General features: G+C 60.7%; 14 protein-coding genes and 1 pseudogene. 9 read left to right on the top strand and 6 right to left on the bottom strand.

Annotated elements, in window-relative coordinates; genetic code table 11:
• Positions 1–5 precede the first annotated feature (5 nt).
• On the top strand, positions 6–1,397 hold the full coding sequence (locus tag C2L64_RS10865; protein ID WP_007590528.1) for an NAD(P)/FAD-dependent oxidoreductase: 1,392 nt from the start codon (positions 6–8) through the stop codon (positions 1,395–1,397).
• A gap of 840 nt (positions 1,398–2,237) precedes the next feature.
• Here C2L64_RS10865 and C2L64_RS10860 read toward each other — a convergent pair.
• Positions 2,238–2,609, bottom strand: a complete 372-nt coding sequence (locus C2L64_RS10860) for a cupin domain-containing protein (RefSeq protein ID WP_007585209.1) — start codon at positions 2,607–2,609, stop codon at positions 2,238–2,240.
• 151 nt (positions 2,610–2,760) lie between these two features.
• On the opposite strand from C2L64_RS10860, the gene C2L64_RS10855 reads away from it, so the two are divergent.
• Entirely contained in the window at positions 2,761–4,188 is a 1,428-nt protein-coding gene (locus C2L64_RS10855) for an aldehyde dehydrogenase family protein (protein ID WP_007585207.1), read from the top strand.
• A 3-nt stretch (positions 4,189–4,191) separates the two neighbouring features.
• Here the strand turns inward: C2L64_RS10855 and C2L64_RS10850 are convergent, their stop codons facing one another.
• Entirely contained in the window at positions 4,192–5,142 is a 951-nt protein-coding gene (locus tag C2L64_RS10850; RefSeq protein WP_007585206.1) for a LysR substrate-binding domain-containing protein, read from the bottom strand.
• 125 nt (positions 5,143–5,267) lie between these two features.
• Between C2L64_RS10850 and C2L64_RS10845 the strand changes: the two genes are divergently transcribed.
• From C2L64_RS10845 to C2L64_RS10835, 3 genes are all read left to right on the top strand, one after another.
• Positions 5,268–6,440: a M20 aminoacylase family protein gene (locus C2L64_RS10845; RefSeq protein WP_039900920.1), complete on the top strand. Its 1,173-nt coding sequence runs from the start codon at positions 5,268–5,270 to the stop codon at positions 6,438–6,440.
• A gap of 18 nt (positions 6,441–6,458) precedes the next feature.
• Positions 6,459–7,808 (top strand): MFS transporter, encoded by a 1,350-nt coding sequence (locus tag C2L64_RS10840; RefSeq protein WP_007585201.1) that lies wholly within the window; start codon positions 6,459–6,461, stop codon positions 7,806–7,808.
• A gap of 262 nt (positions 7,809–8,070) precedes the next feature.
• Positions 8,071–9,210, top strand: a complete 1,140-nt coding sequence (locus C2L64_RS10835; protein WP_103153690.1) for an IS481 family transposase — start codon at positions 8,071–8,073, stop codon at positions 9,208–9,210.
• A gap of 748 nt (positions 9,211–9,958) precedes the next feature.
• On the opposite strand, the gene C2L64_RS10830 is transcribed toward C2L64_RS10835, so the two are convergent.
• Together C2L64_RS10830 and C2L64_RS10825 are read right to left on the bottom strand one after the other, a co-directional pair.
• Positions 9,959–11,230: an MFS transporter gene (locus C2L64_RS10830; RefSeq protein WP_039903090.1), complete on the bottom strand. Its 1,272-nt coding sequence runs from the start codon at positions 11,228–11,230 to the stop codon at positions 9,959–9,961.
• Complete coding sequence (locus C2L64_RS10825; protein WP_039903102.1) at positions 11,227–12,267, bottom strand: hypothetical protein; 1,041 nt, start codon at positions 12,265–12,267, stop codon at positions 11,227–11,229. Before C2L64_RS10825 ends, C2L64_RS10830 begins: the two co-directional genes overlap by 4 nt.
• A gap of 669 nt (positions 12,268–12,936) precedes the next feature.
• On the opposite strand from C2L64_RS10825, the pseudogene C2L64_RS10820 reads away from it, so the two are divergent.
• The 4 genes and pseudogenes from C2L64_RS10820 to C2L64_RS10805 form a co-directional block, all read left to right on the top strand.
• Positions 12,937–14,253: pseudogene (locus C2L64_RS10820) on the top strand (NCS2 family permease); the annotation flags it as partial.
• 731 nt (positions 14,254–14,984) lie between these two features.
• On the top strand, positions 14,985–15,653 hold the full coding sequence (locus C2L64_RS56075; protein ID WP_322789421.1) for an ArsR/SmtB family transcription factor: 669 nt from the start codon (positions 14,985–14,987) through the stop codon (positions 15,651–15,653).
• Positions 15,560–15,988, top strand: coding sequence for an SRPBCC family protein (locus C2L64_RS10810; protein ID WP_009771592.1), 429 nt, complete (start codon positions 15,560–15,562; stop codon positions 15,986–15,988). Before C2L64_RS56075 ends, C2L64_RS10810 begins: the two co-directional genes overlap by 94 nt.
• Before the next feature lie 51 nt (positions 15,989–16,039).
• Positions 16,040–16,816, top strand: a complete 777-nt coding sequence (locus tag C2L64_RS10805; RefSeq protein ID WP_009771593.1) for a DUF899 domain-containing protein — start codon at positions 16,040–16,042, stop codon at positions 16,814–16,816.
• Between the two features lie 51 nt (positions 16,817–16,867).
• On the opposite strand, the gene C2L64_RS10800 is transcribed toward C2L64_RS10805, so the two are convergent.
• Positions 16,868–17,050 (bottom strand): hypothetical protein, encoded by a 183-nt coding sequence (locus tag C2L64_RS10800; RefSeq protein ID WP_007750066.1) that lies wholly within the window; start codon positions 17,048–17,050, stop codon positions 16,868–16,870.
• 150 nt (positions 17,051–17,200) lie between these two features.
• Positions 17,201–18,106 (bottom strand): NAD-dependent epimerase/dehydratase family protein, encoded by a 906-nt coding sequence (locus C2L64_RS10795; protein WP_009771594.1) that lies wholly within the window; start codon positions 18,104–18,106, stop codon positions 17,201–17,203.
• Positions 18,107–18,291: the final 185 nt, after the last annotated feature.

Here is an 18,291-nt window from a genome sequence, read left to right as displayed (position 1 = left end):
AGAAGATGAGCGACTCAGTTAAACGCGCATTCGAGGGTGTCAAGCTGTTTCCGTTCTGGCTGGACAATCCGGCGGCGCCTGCCGTCGAACGCGAGTTGATCGGGCCGACCACGGCCGATCTCGTGATCGTCGGCGGCGGCTTTACGGGTTTGTGGGCAGCCATTCAGGCGAAGGAGAACGATCCTCGTCTTGACGTCGTGCTGATCGAAGCGGGCAAGGTTGCGTATGGTGCGTCGGGCCGTCCGGGCGGGATTATTTCGACGTCCGTGATGCACGGGCTGCCGAATGCGACGCGTGTGTTCCCGAAGGATCTCGATGTGCTCGAGCGTCTGGGCCAGGAGAACCTCGACGGCTTCAAGGAATCACTCGTGCGTTATGGCATCGAAGCCGATGTCGAATGGAATGGCGAGATGACGGTGGCCGTCGACGAGAAGCACCTCGACCATTTGCAGAATGACTTCGAACTGCATGTGTCGCATGGGCATGACGTGGTATTGCTCGATAGTGAGAAGGCTCGAGAGCAACTGGATTCGCCGTTGTTTGCAGGTGCGATGTGGTCGCGCAATCGTAGTGGGACGATTCATCCGGCGAAGCTTGCTTGGGGGCTCAAGGCGGCTGCCTTGAAACTCGGCGTGCGGCTGTATGAGCATTCGCCGTTGACGCGTCTTGAAGACGCTGGCAAGAAGATGATTGTGTACACGCAGGCGGGACGGATTGATACGCCGCGTGTGTTGCTCGGCACGGGTACTGCGAATGTTGGCGTGACGGATATCAACCGGCGTGTGATGCAGGTGCGTGATCACATCATCGCGACGAGTCCGCTGACGGAAGAGCAGATGGCGCGCATTGGCTGGAAGAACCGCCAGGGCGTGTATGACACGCGTACGCAGCTCAATTATTTTCGTCTCACGAAGGATAATCGGATCATTTTTGGCGGGCGCGTTAGTTATCACTTTGGTGGCGATAACAATCCTGCGCAGGATCGCGATGAGCGGACTTATTACAAACTCGCTGAGGCTTTTTATCGGACGTTCCCGCAGCTGGATGATGTGAAGTTCACGCATGCGTGGGGTGGGCCGATTGATTACTGTTCTCGGGGTTCTGTTTTTGCGCGTAAGTATCACGGTGGGAAGACTGTGTTTGTCGCTGGGTATACCGGGTTTGGCGTCGCCGGGAGCCGCTTCGGCGCGCGGATGGGGCTTGAGATGCTCTGGGATCGCGATACGTTGATCACTTCGCTTGATATCTCGCGGAAGGGGCCTTCGTATATTCCGCCAGAGCCTGTGCGGTGGATCGCTGCCAAGATCACTTTTAATGCTTTTGATGGGGCGGATGATCGGGGTGGATGGCGGAGGTGGTGGATTAATTCCATTAAGGCGCTTGGGTTTCCGATGTAAGTTTTTTTGTCTTGCGGCGCTGGGTGGTCTGCTTTGGTTTGCGCTGGCATCCGCGATTTTTTGTCGTGCTTCAGGCGTCGCCATTCGGTGTTTTGGACTTTGCGCCGGCATCCGCGTGATGACTTACCCGTTCAAGCGTCGCCCCTGTGCGGGGCGGCACCTACTTTTCTTTGCCGCCGCAAAGAAAAGTAGGCAAAAGAAAGCGGCTAACACCGCCAGTTCTAGTTCTTGCCTGAGGGCCCCCAACTGGTCCTACGCTTCACACGGCAACGCCGCTGATTCACGTTCGTTGCCAACGCTTTGAATAAACGCATCACCCGCTTCAACCGCCCGCATAAGAGCTAGTGGCAGCGAATGGTATGTGCTGCCTAGGTGGCAAACTGTGTGTAGGTTTTCGCGGCGTATAGCTTGGCGCTCTTACAGGGTGGAACGCGTGCGCAATCGGTCCGAAGTGAGGCGTGTGAGGTGCTACGGCCTACACACAGTTTGCCACCTGGGCGGCCGTTGAATGTTTGGCGCGGCATGCTGAAGCGCGGGCGCATGAAGCGGGTGAGGCGCAGCGCAAGAGCGCTGGCACCGAACGCGGAACAAGCAGGTTGCCGTGTGAAGCGTAGGAACCTGTGGGGGCCCTCAGGCAAGAAGAAATGTTGGCGGTGTTAGCCGCTTTCTTTTGCCTACTTTTCTTTGCGGCGGCAAAGAAAAGTAGGTGCCGCCCCGCACAGGGGCGACGCTTGAAGCACGAAGGCAAATCGCGGATGCCAGCGAAAAGTCCGAATGCCACCCTAACGGCAAGCATAAAAAAACTGCGCACAAACCGCGCGGCCGGTTTAAACCAGAACCTCAACCGCAATAAACAACACTGTACTTCTTAGTAGCAACAGGCATATGCCACGTACCCGAGAAGCCCTTGTGAAGAATAAAAGCATCACCAGCCTTATAGTGATCGGAACGCCCATCGTCGCTGGTGATCACGACTTCGCCTTCGATGAGCACACAGACTTCATGAATCGGCAGATCAGACAACTTGAGCGTACCGGCATCACACTGCCAAACCCCAGCCGTGAGCACATTCTCAGCAGCAGAAAAAGCAGTCAACGCATGCGGCGCTGTAGCGCCATCGAGAATCACATCAGCAGGATCATGCAACGCCGGCTGCAGGCCCGTCGCACCCGGGCCCTTCGCATCGATACGGGTAAAAGTAATGTTGCTCATGTCAAAGTCTCCAGAATGATTCGCAGATCAAAGCGGGTTGATTGGGAACCGCGAGTCTGAGCCAAACACGCTCGCCAATGAATTTCGATTTGAAGACATGTAGTTCGAGAACAGTCGATGTAACGTATCGGACCAATTAGAGGAAAACATCATGCAGCACGCCACGCAGTTCTATATCGACGGCAAATGGATCGACCCGATCGAACCCAAAACACTCGACGTAATCGACCCATCCACGGCTAAACCGTTCGCAACGATTTCGCTGGGCAGTGCGGGCGACGTCGATCGCGCGGTAGCAGCCGCCAAAACCGCGTTTGCCTCGTATTCGGAAACCACGGTGCAACAGCGCATCGATCTGCTGCAAGCGATCCTCGAGGTCTATCGCAAGCGCTACGACGACATGGTCGATGCAATCAGCCACGAAATGGGCGCGCCAAAACAGTTCGCCCACGACGCCCAAGCATGGACAGGCACCGCGCATCTGGAAACGATGATCCGCACGCTGCAGCATTTCGACTTCGAGCAGCTAAAAGGCAGCATGCTGATCCGCAAGGAACCCGTCGGCGTATGCGGCCTCATCACGCCGTGGAACTGGCCCGCGTTGCAGATCACCACGAAAGTCGCGCCCGCACTCGCAGCCGGTTGCACGATGGTACTGAAACCATCCGAACTCGCCCCGATGAGCGCGATGCTCTACGCGGAAATCCTGCATGAAGCAGGCGTGCCCGCAGGCGTGTTCAATCTCGTCAACGGCGAAGGGCAGGTGGTGGGCGATGCCATGTCGCGACACAAGGACATCGACATGATGTCGTTCACAGGATCGACGCGCGCAGGCGTGCAAGTCGCAAAAGCCGCCGCCGATACCGTCAAGCGCGTGCATCAGGAACTGGGTGGCAAGTCCGCGAACCTGATTCTCGAAGATGCGGATCTGCGCGACGCCGTCACGCGTGGCGCGCGCGCATGCTTCGATAACAGCGGGCAATCGTGCGACGCGCCCACGCGCATGTTCGTGCCGCGCGCGCGGATGGACGAAGCGTTGTCCTACGCGAAGGAAGTGGCCGATGCGCTCGTCGTCGGTCCGGCGGACGCGCCGTCGAGCGATATGGGCCCTGTGATCAGCCAGCTGCAGTTCGACAAGATCCAGTCGATGATCGATGCAGGCGTGCGCGAAGGCGCGGTGCTCGCAGCGGGCGGCCCCGGACGTCCCGAAGGCCTGGGCGAGGGCTACTATGTGCGCCCGACCGTATTCGGCCACGTGACGCACGACATGACCATTGCGCGCGAAGAAATCTTCGGACCCGTGCTGTCGATTCTCGGCTACGACACGGAAGACGAAGCCGTCGCAATGGCCAACGACAGCATCTATGGTCTCGCGGGTTATATCCAGTCGGCGTCGCTCGAACGCGCGCGCACCGTCGCGAAGCGGCTGCGCACAGGCACGATCTATCTGAACTACGCGGAGTACTCGCCGGAAGCGCCGTTTGGCGGCTATCGTCAGTCGGGCAACGGGCGCGAGTACGGCGAGTTCGGACTCGAAGACTTTCTGGAGATCAAGGGCGTTGTCGGATACGGGAAATAAGTCTTAGAAAAGCAGTTCGATCGAATGAAACAGACGGCGGCGGTCGGCATCCTGCGACCGCGCGCCTTCGTCGATCACTTCGCGCAGGCATTCGATAAAACACGCGCCCGCAGGACTGACAGGCACGCCGCGCCGCGACGTGATGCTGACAATCGTCTCATCGACCACTTCGCGCAACGGCAGCGCGCGCAGATTGTCCTTCGCGATGTTCACCTCGACGAGCGGCCACGGAAAGATGCTGAGGAAATCCGTCTGCTGAAGCAGGCCAAACACGATCGCGAATGAATGCGCGAGATGGATCGTGTGCGGCACCTTCATCCCGCGCTTGCGGAACAGATTGTCAGCCATCGACTCGCGGCTTGCCGGGTCCCAGTTCAACACCCATTCGGCGTCTTGCAGTTCGTGCAGCGTGCGGCATTCGCCAAGCGGATGCCCGCGTCGCGCGACGACGGCTGAATGCGTCGAAAAAAGCGGCACGTTATGAAACTCCGATTGCGGCGATGCAGGCGGCGGCCGCCCGATCGAAAAGTCGAGACTGCCGTCGCGCAGACGCGGCTGCACGACGGCCAATAATCCTTCGAAGAATTCCAGCTGCACGTCGGGCATTTTCTGCTTGAAGCGGTTGACCGTCTCGGGCAGAAACGTCAGCGCGAGCCACGGCGTCACGCCCACCGAGAGCTTCCCGGCCGCCGCGCCGCGCATCGCTTCGAGTTCGGCCTCGGCGCGCGCGAGCTGACCGAGCACGAGCCGCGCATGCACGACGAGCGCGCGTCCGTATTCGGTGAACGCGACGCCCGATGTGCCGCGTATCACCAGCGGCGCGCGGAGATCCGTTTCGAGTTCGCGCACGGACTTCGTGACGGCGGCAGGGGACAAGCCCAGTTGCCGCGCCGCGGCGCGGATGCTGCCTGTCTCCGCGATGGCGGCGAGCGTGCTGAGTTGATGCAGTTTCATGTCGGGCGGATGAAAGGTGGCATCGAGGGTGACAACCACTGGTTGCCACCGTACCCGTTTCCCGCCTGCCCGTCAAAAAAATAGGCGGCTATGCTGGGTTCACAGACATCAATGGAGACAGCAGCGTGAATACCATGGTCATCCCCGCCGGCATCGCCGATCTCGAAGCAGAAATGATTGCGCTGCGCCGCCGCATCCACGCGCATCCCGAGCTTGCGTACGAAGAACACGTGACGGGCGATCTGGTCGCCGACAAGCTCGCCGAGTGGGGCTACACCGTGACGCGCGGGCTGGGCAGCACGGGTGTCGTCGGGCAACTGAAAGTAGGCAGCGGTACGCGCAAGCTCGGCCTGCGCGCCGACATGGACGCGCTGCCCATCCACGAGCAGACGGGCCTGCCGTACGCGAGCAAGCTGCCCGGCAAGATGCACGCGTGCGGCCACGATGGCCACACGGCGATGCTGCTCGCCGCGGCGAAGCATCTCGCGCAGGAACGTTCGTTCGACGGCACGCTGAACCTGATTTTCCAGCCCGCCGAAGAGGGCCTTGCCGGCGCGAAGAAAATGATCGAAGACGGGCTGTTCGACCGCTTCCCGTGCGACGCCGTGTTCGCGATGCACAACATGCCGGGTCATCCGACGGGCAAGTTCGGCTTTCTGCCGGGTTCGTTCATGGCGTCGTCGGATACCGTCATCATCAAGGTGACGGGGCGCGGCGGACACGGCGCGGTGCCGCATAAGGCCGTCGATCCCGTCGTCGTGTGCGCGCAGATCGTGCTGGCGTTGCAGACCATCGTGTCGCGCAACGTCGCGCCGCTCGATATGGCGATCATCACGGTCGGCGCGATTCACGCGGGCGAAGCGCCCAACGTGATTCCGGAGACGGCGGAGATGCGCCTCTCCGTGCGCGCGCTGAAGCCGGAAGTCCGCGACTATCTGGAGACGCGCATTCTGGAAGTCGTGCACGGACAGGCGTCGGTGTACAACGCGCGCGCCGAGGTCGACTATCAGCGCCGCTATCCCGTGCTCGTCAACGATGCGCAGATGACGGCATTCGCGACGCAGGTCGCGCGCGACTGGGTCGGCGACGATGGCCTGATCGCCAACATGCAGCCGCTGACGGGCAGCGAGGACTTCGCGTTCATGCTCGAACGATGCGCGGGTGCTTATCTGATCATCGGTAACGGGGACGGCGAGGGCGGTTGCATGGTGCACAACCCCGGCTACGACTTCAACGACGACTGCCTCGCGACGGGCGCCGCGTATTGGGTGCGTCTCGCGCAATCATTTCTCGTCTGACGCATCCGGGAGACGGATATGACTTACACAGCCGCAACGACTTCCACATCGAACGACAGCATTTCAACGAGCGGTGTACAGCCGCAGCGCGCGAGCCACGCGAAAGCGATCGCCGCGATCACGCTTGGCAACGGCCTCGAGTTCTTCGACTTCACGATCTACAGCTTCTTCGCGACGATCATTGGCAAGCTGTACTTTCCTGTCGAAGGGCAGCTTGCGCAACTGATGCTCGCGGTCGGCACGTTTGGTGTTGGGTTCATCATGCGGCCGGTGGGCGGCGTGGTGCTTGGCGCGTATGCGGACCGTGCGGGCCGCAAGGCGGCGATGAGCCTGACGTTGTGGCTGATGACGCTGGGCTCGGCGATCATCGCGTTTGCACCGACGTATGCGTCGATTGGTCTTGCTGCGCCCGTGCTTGTGATTCTTGCGCGGCTGATTCAGGGTTTTGCGCTGGGCGGCGAGATCGGTGCGTCGACGTCGCTCTTGATGGAGTACGGCAGCGACCGTACGCGCGGTTTTTATGGCAGCTGGCAGTTCGTGAGCCAGGGTTTGAACACGGTGGTTGGTTCGCTGCTTGGTGTCGCGTTGGCCGCAATGCTGTCGACGCATGCGCTCGAAAGCTGGGGTTGGCGTGTGCCGTTTGTGATCGGTATGGCGATGGGGCCGATTGGCGTGTATATCCGGCGCCATCTGGATGAAACGTTGCCGTTGCCGGCGTCTTCAGATCATCCGCCTGCTCTCGAAGCCGCGACGGTTGCGAAGCCTGTGCGTGAGATTTTCGGCACGCATATGGGTTCGATTGTGACGGGTGTTGTGACGACGATTGGCGGCACGGCCGCGAACTATATCGTGCTGTTTTATCTTTCTACTTACGCGATCAAGATTCTCCATCTGCCGATGTCGCTGGCGTTGTGGGCTTCGTGGACGGCTGCTTTTGTTACGGTGATCTGCTCGCCGTTTGCTGGGTCGTTGTCGGATCGGTATGGACGTAAGCGGGTGCTTTGGGTTTCTCGGGTTCTGTTGATTGCGGCTGTTTATCCTGCGTTTATGGTTATTAATGCTGTGCCTACGGTGCCGGTTTTGCTTTCCGTTGTTGCCGTGCTCGGCGTGCTTGTTGCGTTCACGGCCGTGCCTAATATCGTTATGCTGCCTGAGATGTTTCCGCGCGAGATTCGCGCTACTGGGATGTCGATTGTTTATTGTCTTGGGGTGTCGATTTTTGGTGGTTTTGCGCAGTTCTTTGCTACGTGGCTTATTCAGTTGTCAGGGAATACGCTTGCGCCGGCGTGGTATCTGATTGGATGTGGTTTGGTTTCTTTGTTGGCGTTGCCGTTTGTTCGTGAGACGGCTGGGCGGCCTATTGATTGAGGTTTTTGTTTGTCTGCGACGCTGGGTGGTGGTTTTGTTTTTTCGCTGGCATCCGCGTTTTGCCTTCGTGCTTCATGCGTCGCCGTTCGGTGTTTTGGCCTTTGCGCCGGCATCCGCGTGATGACTTACCCGTTCAAGCGTCGCCCCTGTGCGGGGCAGCACCTACTTTTCTTTGCCGCCGTGTACAGACTGGAGACATAGCTGACAGGTGTACAGGGACATGACTGACACTTTCGGGTAATCAAACGCCCGGATTCCAACCATGCCCTGGGATGCAAAAGACACCATGAATCTCCGCGAAGACTTCGTGCGCGATGCCGCCACGCAGGCGGTGCCGTTCAGCGAGTTGTGCCGCAAATACAAGATCACCCGTCAGACGGGCTACAAGTGGCTTGGACGCCATAAGAGCGAAGGCGTCGACGGACTGGCCGACCGCTCCCGCCGCCCGCATCACAGCCCCACACGCTCACCGGAGCACATCGAAGCGCTGGTGCTGGACCTGCGCTGCCAGCACGGCTGGGGCGGACGCAAGATCGCACAGCGCCTGCGCGATCTGGGCCAGACCGAGGTGCCCGCACCCGCCACCATCACCGAGATCCTGCGGCGCCACGGGATGATCGACGAACAGGCGTCGCGCCAGCGCCAGCACTGGCAACGCTTCGAGCACGAGCATCCGAACTCGCTGTGGCAAATGGACTTCAAGGGCGACTTCCCGACCCTGGAGAGCGGGCGCTGCGCGCCGCTGACGGTCATCGACGATCACTCGCGCTACAACATCGTGCTGAGCGCCTGCTCGCGCACCACCACGCAGGTCGTGCAGGAAGCGCTCGAGCAGGCGTTCCGCTGCTACGGGCTACCCTCGCGTATCAACACCGACAACGGCGCGCCGTGGGGCTCGCCCAGCGCGCCGGGACAGTTCACCGAGCTCGCGGTCTGGCTGATCCGGCTGGGTATCCATGTGAGCTACAGCCGGCCGTATCACCCGCAGACCAATGGCAAGGACGAACGGTTTCACCGCTCGCTGAAGGCCGAAGTGCTGCAGCGGCACGCCTTCAGCACGCACGAGCACGTGCAGCAGGCACTGGATCGCTGGCGGCAGGTGTACAACACCGAGCGTCCACACGAGGCACTCGGGATGGCCACGCCGATTACCCGCTACGCGTGCAGCCTGAGCAGGATGCCCGATCGCCTCCCGGAGCCCGAATACGAGTCCGGCGATGAAGTTTTACTGGTCAACTCAAGCGGCGTGGTGCGCTTCCGGGGCGAGAAACTGAAGCTCTCGATTGCGCTCAAGGGCTTGCATGTGGCAGCCCGCCCGAGCGAGGACGAAGACGGGGTGATCGAGTTCTGGTTCGCCCATCAGCGTGTCGAAAAACTTGACCTGAAGGAGCCCAAACCCTGACCATCATGTGTCAGCGATGTCCCTGTACATGTGTCAACGATGTCTCCAGTCTGTACACCGCCGCAAAGAAAAGTAGGCAAAAGAAAGCGGCTAACACCGCCAGTTCTTGTATTTGCCTGAGGGCCCCCAACTGGTCTTATGCTTCGCACGGCAACGTCCTTGTTCGCGTGCGTTGCCAACGCTATAAATAAGCGCCTCACCCGCTTCGAATACCCGTGCACGGGCTAGCGGCAGCGAATGGTTTCCGCCGCCCAGGTGGCAAACTGTGTGTAGGTTGTCGCGGCGTATAGCTTGGCGCTCTTACATGGTGGAACGCGTGCGCTATCGGTTCGGAGTGAGGCGTGTGTGGCGCTACGGCCTACACACAGTTTGCCACCTGGGCGGCAGTGGAATATCTGGCACGGTGTGTTGCGACGCGGACGCGTGAAGCGGGTGAGGCGTCAATTCAAAGCGTTGGCAACAAACAAGAGTCACGTGGTTGCCGTGTGAAGCGTAAGACCCTTCGGGGGCCCGCAGGCAAGAAGAAATGTTGGCGGTGTGAGCCGCTTTCTTTTGCCTACTTTTCTTTGCGGCGGCAAAGAAAAGTAGGTGCCGCCCCGCACAGGGGCGACGCTTGAACGGGTAAGTCATCACGCGGATGCCGGCGCAAAGGCCAAAACACCGAACGGCGGCGCATGAAGCACGAAGGCAAAACGCGGATGCCAGCGAAAAAAACCACCACCCGGCGTCGCAAGACCAAAAAACCCCTTCACTTAGCCCGCTTCAAAGACCCACCATCAGCGGGTGCAGGCTTCTCCTGCATATCTCCATTCGCATCACGAGTCTCAGGCATAGCAGCCCACACAAGCAACACAGCAAGCGCCCCCGCACCGGCGAGCCCAAAAAAGCTAACCGCATTGCCAAAGCGATCGGCGACAAACCCGGCAACAGCAGTAGAAAGCGTCGCCCCAATCCCGGCCGCGAGGCCAAACAGCCCAATGGTGAGGTTATAACGCCCCTTGTCGCCGGCAACATCGGCAGCAATCAGAGGCAGCATCACACCGAACACAGCGGCGCTAATGCCATCGAGCATCTGCACAGGCACAAGCAGGTAAGGGCTGCTAACGCCAGCAAACAGCAAAGCCCGCACGGGCAGCGCAGAAAACCCAAGCAGCAGAATGGGCCTGCGCCCCCAGCGCTCCGCAGTGCGCCCAACCCAAGGCGACAACATCGCCACAATCGCCTGCGGCACGATGATGCACGCAGCAATCACGAGCTGTACGTTGTCGCCCATGCCCGCCGTCACTTCACCCGCTGCGAGATTAAGCATCGCCGCATTCGACAGATGGAACAGCACGACGCAGGCGGCAAAGATCAACATCCGCTTGTCGCGCAGCAACTCGAAGATCGATTCCTTTTCTTCGGCGTCGTCGCGCTCCTTCTTCGCAGGTTGGTGCGCGGGCAAAGGTTGATGCTCCGGCATCGTGATCATCGACAACGCAAACAGCGCAGGCGCCGCAAGCACGGCAGTCAGCCAGAACACCGCGCGCGCCGAGAAATATTCGCCGAAAAGCCCCATCAGGCCCGCAGCGACAGCGCTCCCAATCGACGCCCAGCGTGCATTGCGCCCAAGCCGATCGCCCAGATCGTGTCGGCCGACGAGCGCGAACGAGATGGCCGCCATCGCCGGCACGAGCATGCAGCTCGCAAAGCCGTGAAAGACCTCGGCGGCCATCACGGGCAGCACGGTCGGGCTCGCCGCAAGCAGCACGGCGCTGAGAATGATCGCGATGATCGCCCACGCAGCAGCGCCTTTCTTGTTGCGCAGCGCATCGACGGCCGCGCCGCCAGGCACCTGGCTCACCATCGCGCTGATCGTGCCGACTGAAAGCGCGAGTCCAATCTCGCCCTGCGTCCACTTGTGCGACGCGAGGTATGACGCGATGAACGGCCCGAATCCCGTCTGCACGTTGGCGACGAAGAAGTTGAGCCAGTCGAGGGCGCGGAGACTGCGTGCGTTGACCATGAGACGGCTCGTCATCGTGAAGTGCGTGCGGTTGAGGCCGCCGCAGCGGACGATGAAGGGCCAGCCGTTGTAGCGGGCGCAGGAGCGGACGCGGGAACTGGAGATGGAGCAGGGGCGGGCGAGACCGCCCGGATCGGTTTATCTGCCTCGTAAGTGGGCGACGCCTTGATCTGCGCGTCATTGAGATCCATCAACGGACGCAGCGTCTTGTCCTTGGCGACGAAGCGCAGCGCCGACCAGTTCGCTGCGATCGAGCGGCGATCGGGGCTGATGATGCCGCTCACGTCGAGCACGACGGCCTGCGGCTGCGCGTTCACATCGACCAGCACGTCGATCACGCGGCCTACCTTGCCGCCGTTCGGACGCTCGACGTCCGCGTCCAGCAGTTCCATTTGCCCCGGCGGTACCGCGGGCGCGGCCGTCACGGCCGCGAGCGGCGTCGCGAGCGAAGCCGACGGCTTCGGCCGGTTGGTCGCAGCTAGCTGGTTAGGCGGGGTCGTGATCGTGATGGGCGCGCCTTTCGCGTTCGGCGTGAAGCGGAAGGCGGTCCACGGAAAACCGACCTTGCGGTCGCCAACGCCGAGAAAGCCCTGCAGGTTGACGATCATCTGGCGCGGCGTGCCGCTGCCGTCAGCCGTCATATCGATGGCGCGGCCGATCACCTTGCCGTCGAGCTTCTGCACTTCGCTGTCGAGCAGGCCATGCGTCGTGTTGCGATCGAGCGTGCGGGTCACGATGATCGGCGCGGGAGCGGGCGGCGGAGGCGGCGGCGCGGGCGCGACGACGGGCGGCGGCGGCTCCGGCTTGTGCGGGCGTACGACGGGCGGGCGCGGCTTCTTCGGTTCCTTGGGTTCAGGCGCCTCGGCCTGGTCCGGCTCGGCGGCGGGCTCGAGGGCGGGAACGACGAGCGGCGTCACCGTGGCTTCGGTGATGGGCGCAGGCGGCTGCTCGGTCGGTCCGAACAGGCTGCAGCCCGACATCATGGCGGCAAGGGCCGCAAAAACGGCCAACAGCAAAAGACGGAAGGCTGGACGTAGGAAACCGCCAATCATCAAGTGGGACTCCGTGGCCAGGGCGGCGGGCACGATGCAGGTGCTGTCGCAAAAGACGATCCAGCGATTCATGCAGGCATCGAGAGCCTCGCCGGCAATGCGTTAAAGGCATGGTTTGCCGAGAGTTTAACCCGTGACGTCGAAAGGCCTTTGTTTTGTCTGCGTTGGACAGGCCCGGCCGCAGGCTTCAAAGCCCTTTCAGCAGGGCTTCCCGCGCGCGTCAGGCGGGCTGCAACCGTAGGTGTTAACACCCGGGTTGGCGGCCCGCATTGCCGTGTGTCAAACGATATAAGGATTGCGACATGCGCGGCATGTTTTTATTGCGATGGGAGATATATTGGGATTCGCCTAACCTTCGTTTCAGCATAAAAAGAACGGCGTGAAGTGGGTCGTGGACTGGTGAAAACGGAACGCGATGTCAATCGATCGTCCAACGACGGATTACCCGCCGTAACGAGGACGATGCGCACCTGCGCGCCATGCGGAAAGCGCAACACGCACTACAGCTACTACTCAACGAGACGAACCTGATGACGGCGAGCCTGTGACGGCAGCCGTTTCGGCATGCTGATAAAGGAGGCACTCATCATGATGGAACCCCAGGCCCAGAGCATCGCGGAAGCCGGGAGCGAGGCATTCGACAACACTCGCGACCAGCCGGCGGCGTTCATTGACCGCTATTTCGACATCACCGCGCGCGGCAGCACGGGACGCCAGGAAATCATCGCTGGCATCACGACGTTTCTCGCGATGGTCTATTCCGTGTTCGTCGTGCCGGGGATGTTCGGCAAGGCGGGCTTCGACACCAGCGCGGTGTTCGTCGCCGTGTGCCTGACGACGGCATTCGGCTCGCTGCTGATGGGCATCTGGGCGCGCCTGCCCATTGCGATCGGCTGTGCAATTTCGCTGACGGCCTTCACGGCGTTCGGGCTCGTGCTCGGCAAGGGCTTGCAGCCGAATGTCGCGCTCGGCGCGGTGTTCCTGATGGGCCTCGTGTTCACCGGGATCTCGGTGACGGGCGTGCGCTCGTGGATTCTGCGCAATCTGCCTGCGGGCGTCGCGCATGGGACGGGCATCGGCATTGGTCTCTTTCTGCTGCTGATCGCCGCGAACGATGTCGGCCTCGTGGTGAAGAATCCTGGGCCGGGACTGCCCGTCTCGCTGGGTCATATCACGTCGCTGCCTGTGCTGATGTCGGTGGGCGGGCTGGCAGCCATCGTCGGTCTGGTGCGCCGCCGCGTGCCGGGCTCGATTCTGATCGTGATCGTCGCGATCTCGGCGCTTGCGTTGCTGCTCGATCCTGCTGTTGCGTTTCATGGTGTGTTCGCGCTGCCTTCGTTGAGTGCGCCGGGCCATGCGTCGCTGATCGGTGCGATGGATATCAAGGGCGCGTTGTCGCTTGCTGTGCTGCCTAGTGTGCTTGCGCTGGTGATGACGGCTGTGTTCGATGCGACGGGGACGATCCGCGCTGTTGCCGGGCAGGCCGGGCAGCTTGACGAGAATGGCCGCATTATCAACGGCGGCCGCGCGTTGACGGCTGATTCGCTCAGCTCGATTTTCTCGGGCTTTATGGGCGGGGCGCCCGCTGCTGCGTATATCGAGTCGACGGTTGGGGTTGCTGCGGGCGCGAAGACGGGGTTGGCTGCTGCTGTCGTTGGGCTGCTGTTTCTCGTCGTGATGTTCTTCTCGCCGCTTGCCGCGCTTGTGCCTTCTTACGCTACTGCGCCTGCTTTGATGTATGTCGGTCTGCTGATGCTCTCCAGCGTGAGCAAGCTGCATATGGATGATATGGTCGATTCGATGTCGGGTCTCGTGTGCGCCGTTTTTATCGTGCTGACGGCTAATATCGTGACGGGCATCATGCTGGGATTCTGCACGCTGGTGATTGGGCGTGTTGTTAGCGGGGAATGGCGCAAGCTCAATGTTGGGACGGTCTTGATCGCTGTTGTGCTGGCTGTGTTTTATCTTGGTGGTTGGGCGATCTGACGTTGGTTGTCTGCGACGCTGGGTGGTTTGCTGGTTTTGTCGCTGGCATCCGGCGTTTTGTCTTCGTGCTTAATGCGTCGCCGGTCGGGGTGTTTGCCTTTTGCGCTGGCATCCGCGTTACGGTATTTGCCGTTCAAGCGTTGCCCCTGTGCGGGGCGGCACCTACTTTTCTTTGCCGCCGCAAAGAAAAGTAGGCAAAAGAAAGCGGCTAACACCGCCAGATCTTCTTCCTGCCTGAGGGCCCCCAACGGCCCCGTCCTTCATGCGGCAACGCGCTATCGCCTGCACGTTGCCAACGCTTCGATCAGATGCCTCACCCGCTCCAGACGCCCGCACAACGGCTGGCGGCAGCGAATGGTTTCTGCCGCCCAGGTGGCAAACTGTGTGTAGGTTGTCGTACCGCACAGGTTAGTGCTCTTACCAGAAACACCAACCTTGCTTCCCAGTCCGGAGTGATGCGCGTACGGCGCGAAAGCCGACACACAGTTTGCCACCTGGGCGGCGGAGGACTATCTGGCACAGCGTGCTGCGACGCGGGTACATGAAGCGGGTGAGGCGTGCAGAGAACGCGTTGGCAACGCACGCGAACAAAGGCGTTGCCGTGTGAAGCGTGGGACCGGTTGGGGGCCCTCAGGCAAGAACTAGAACTGGGGGTGTTAGCCGCTTTCTTTTGCCTACTTTTCTTTGCGGCGGCAAAGAAAAGTAGGTGCCGCCCCGGACAGGGGCGACGCGTGAAGTACGAAGGCATAGCGCGGATGCCAGCAAAAAAGCAAAAAAGCAAAAAAGCAAAAAAACCAAACCGCATGCGCAGCAAACACCGCTTCGCGGATGCCACCACAAAGGCAAAGGCAAAGAACCTCTCGCGGCAAAGCCACCACCAGCGAAAGCAGAAAAAGACCAACTCAATCGCGAACGCGCCTCCCGCGAAGCGGCAAAAAAACCAAACCCTTGACACATCCCCCCACCGACCTACACTTAACCTCATGGTTAAGTTACAAGACCTTGATCGCACGTTCGCCGCGTTAGCGGATCCAACCCGCCGCGCGCTACTCGCACGTCTATCGGAAAGGGGAGACGTATCAGTCTCCAAACTCGCAGAACCTTTCGCCATGTCTCTGCCAGCGGTCATGAAGCATCTCGACGTGCTGGCCGACGCGGGCCTCATCACGCGCACCAAGACGGGCCGCACAGTCGCATGCCGTCTGTCCGCCGCGCCGATGGAACACGCCATGTCATGGCTGCAGCGCTATCAGCAGTTCTGGTCCGAAGCACTCGATCAACTGGCCACCTATGTGGAGGAGCCGTCATGTCCGCCCGCCCCAGTCTCACGCTCCAGCGACACATCAAGGCGTCCCCGGAAAAAGTCTTCAGTGCGTGGACCGACCCGCAGCAGATCGTGAAGTGGCTGCATCCCGGCGGCTGCGACGTGATCCTCTCGGAGATGGAGTTGAAGGTGGGCGGCCGCTTTCACATGATCATGCGCGCGCCCGACGGCGAAGAGCATGACGTGAGCGGCATGTTCCGCGAAGTCGCGATCAACGAAAAGCTCGTCTATAGCTGGGCATTCCGCTCGACGCCGGAACGTGAGTCCATCATCACATTTTCGCTGAAAGCCGATGGCGACGGCACATGGCTCACCCTCACGCACGAACAGTTCTTCGATGAAGCCGCGCGCGACGCACATCGCGGCGGGTGGACGGAAGCGCTCGACGGACTCGAACGCTATTTCTCGTGAAGGCTGCGACCGCTTGCAAAGAGCGATACGGCCGCACAACTGGAGGAGCAGATGGAAGAGCACAAGATCGTTTCACGCGAAGCATGGCTCGCCGCGCAACGCGCGCATCTCGCGGAGGAAAAGGCTTTTACGCGCGCCCGTGACGCGCTTGTGAAGAAGCGTCAGGCGCTGCCGTGGATGAAGATCGACAAGACCTACACCTTCGATACGCGCGAAGGCACGAAGACGCTTGCCGATCTGTTCGCGGGACGCAGCCAGTTGATCGTCTATCACTTCATGCTAGGGCCTGATTGGGAGCAGGGCTGTCCCGGCTGCTCGTTTCTGTCGGATCACATCGACGGCGCGCTCGTGCATCTCGCGCACCGCGACGTGACGTATGTCGCTGTTTCGCGCGCGACGCTCGAGAAAATCGATGCGTACAAAACACGCATGGGATGGCAGTTCCCATGGGTGTCGTCGTTCGGCAGCGACTTCAATTACGACTTCGACGTGTCGTTCACGCCGGAGCAGGAAGCGCATGGCAAGGTCGTCTACAACTTCGAGACGCAGGACTATGCGTGCGACGAACTGCCCGGCATGAGCGTGTTCTATCGGAACGACAAGGGCGAGATCTTTCGCACGTTCTCGTCGTATGGTCGCGGCGGCGAGCCGCTGATCGGCAGCTATACGCTGCTCGATTTCGTGCCGAAGGGCCGTGATGAGGATGAGAACAAGATGATGGGCTGGCTGCGCCGTCACGACAGCTATGAAGACGGCGCAACGGGCAAGACGCTAGCGCAGGAACAGCAGGGCACGGGAGCCTGCTGTCATGAAGTGGCACACAAGTGATGTGCTCTCAGGCGTCGAATGGCATCACGCCGACGCGAGCGAGTCCCGCGTTCAAAGCGACATTTCGAATGCGGGCCTGAGAAACTCCTGGATGCCCATCACGATCAGGCCCATCGCGCCCGACGCGAGCGTCAGCGTGCCGTACTCGTCGTAGCGCGAGTCGTACAGGCACGCGACCACGAAAAGAATCGCGAGCAGATTGGTCAGCCAGTCGAAATTGAGTGCAAGCAACATTGAATGATCCGGGCTCGAGCCGAAAGATCGAGGTTGTCATCAACCTGATCGAACATCGCCGATTCTAGCGATGCGAGCTTACGGATACGCAACAGCCTTGCTTACAACGTGTGCGCTGGCCAACGTTCTATGCGCGGTTCGACGCGTGTTTTACGCGTCTTTCATCATGTCGCTTTCGATCCATTCGATCACCGACGTGTGCGTCGGCTGCCAGTCGAGCAGTTTGCGTGCGCGAGTGCCGCGCACGCGGCTGTTCGAGCCTAGACCATACGACGCCATTTCGTAGCCCCATTCGTCGATCGCCTGATCGAGCGGCCAGTCTTGCGCCGGTCCGAGGTGCATCGCTTTGGCGATTGCGTCCGTCATCTCGCGGAACGACGCTTCGCCGCTTTCGACGAAATAGAACGTGCCCGCCGGGCTCTTGTCGAGCGCGAGCCGGTACAGCTCGACCACGTCGTCGATGAACACGTTCGACCAGATGTTGCCGCCGCTGCCCACATGCCGGACGATGCCGCTCTTTTGCGCCTGACGTACGAGTCGTGGCAGTTGCACGCTCGCGCTGCCTTTGACGGCACCATGCCCGTAGATCAGCGTGTTGCATAGCACCGACGAGCGGATGCCGCGTTTTGCCGCGTCGAGCACGAGGTCGTCGATTGCGACACGCGGCGCCTTGTCTGCCGTCGGCTCGGGTAGCGCGTCTTCCGTGTAGATCTTCGCGTCGCCGCGCTCACCGCCCGATGCATCGCCGACGATGCTCGAACCGCTCGTATGCAGAAACGGCTTGCCGGAGCCTTCGAGGCCTTCGATCAACGCTTCCACCGCGCCGCGATGGTCGCTGCTCGCCGCATTGATGACGCCGTCGGCGGCTTTGGCTTGGGCGATCAGCAGATTGCGGTCGTCGAGCGTGCCGACGACAGGCTCGATGCCGAGGCGCTTCAGTTCAGCCGCATGCTCCTGGTTGCGAATCAGGCCCGTCACGCGATGGCCCGCGCGCACGAGACCCGCCGCAATCGATCCACCGATAAAACCGCTTGCGCCAGTGATGAAGATGTTCAAGACGTTCTCCTTTGAGGGGAAACTGGGAATGACTTGAGTATGGAGGCGGGCGAGCTTTGCAAAAAGTGGGTTGGTTTCAAATCAATCTTGATCTGGAGTCAAGAGTGGGCGCTATCTTTCAACATCATTTCAATATATTTCTTTAATCTTACAAAGATCTGATCGTTAGCATTTTTGACTAATCT

Origin of the sequence: Paraburkholderia hospita (genome assembly GCF_002902965.1) — a bacterium.
Classification (GTDB): domain Bacteria; phylum Pseudomonadota; class Gammaproteobacteria; order Burkholderiales; family Burkholderiaceae; genus Paraburkholderia; species Paraburkholderia hospita.
This window is presented reverse-complemented; position numbering and strand designations above follow the sequence as displayed.

Bases quoted from the DNA above. Each gene is read 5' to 3' on its own strand.
- C2L64_RS10865 (WP_007590528.1), top strand. From the start codon at position 6: ATGAGCGACTCAGTTAAACGCGCATTCGAGGGTGTCAAGCTGTTTCCG.
- C2L64_RS10860 (WP_007585209.1), bottom strand. From the start codon at position 2,609: ATGAGCAACATTACTTTTACCCGTATCGATGCGAAGGGCCCGGGTGCG.
- C2L64_RS10855 (WP_007585207.1), top strand. From the start codon at position 2,761: ATGCAGCACGCCACGCAGTTCTATATCGACGGCAAATGGATCGACCCG.
- C2L64_RS10850 (WP_007585206.1), bottom strand. From the start codon at position 5,142: ATGAAACTGCATCAACTCAGCACGCTCGCCGCCATCGCGGAGACAGGC.
- C2L64_RS10840 (WP_007585201.1), top strand. From the start codon at position 6,459: ATGACTTACACAGCCGCAACGACTTCCACATCGAACGACAGCATTTCA.
- C2L64_RS10835 (WP_103153690.1), top strand. From the start codon at position 8,071: ATGCCCTGGGATGCAAAAGACACCATGAATCTCCGCGAAGACTTCGTG.
- C2L64_RS10830 (WP_039903090.1), bottom strand. From the start codon at position 11,230: ATGACGAGCCGTCTCATGGTCAACGCACGCAGTCTCCGCGCCCTCGAC.
- C2L64_RS10825 (WP_039903102.1), bottom strand. From the start codon at position 12,267: ATGATTGGCGGTTTCCTACGTCCAGCCTTCCGTCTTTTGCTGTTGGCC.
- C2L64_RS10810 (WP_009771592.1), top strand. From the start codon at position 15,560: ATGTCCGCCCGCCCCAGTCTCACGCTCCAGCGACACATCAAGGCGTCC.
- C2L64_RS10805 (WP_009771593.1), top strand. From the start codon at position 16,040: ATGGAAGAGCACAAGATCGTTTCACGCGAAGCATGGCTCGCCGCGCAA.
- C2L64_RS10800 (WP_007750066.1), bottom strand. From the start codon at position 17,050: ATGTTGCTTGCACTCAATTTCGACTGGCTGACCAATCTGCTCGCGATT.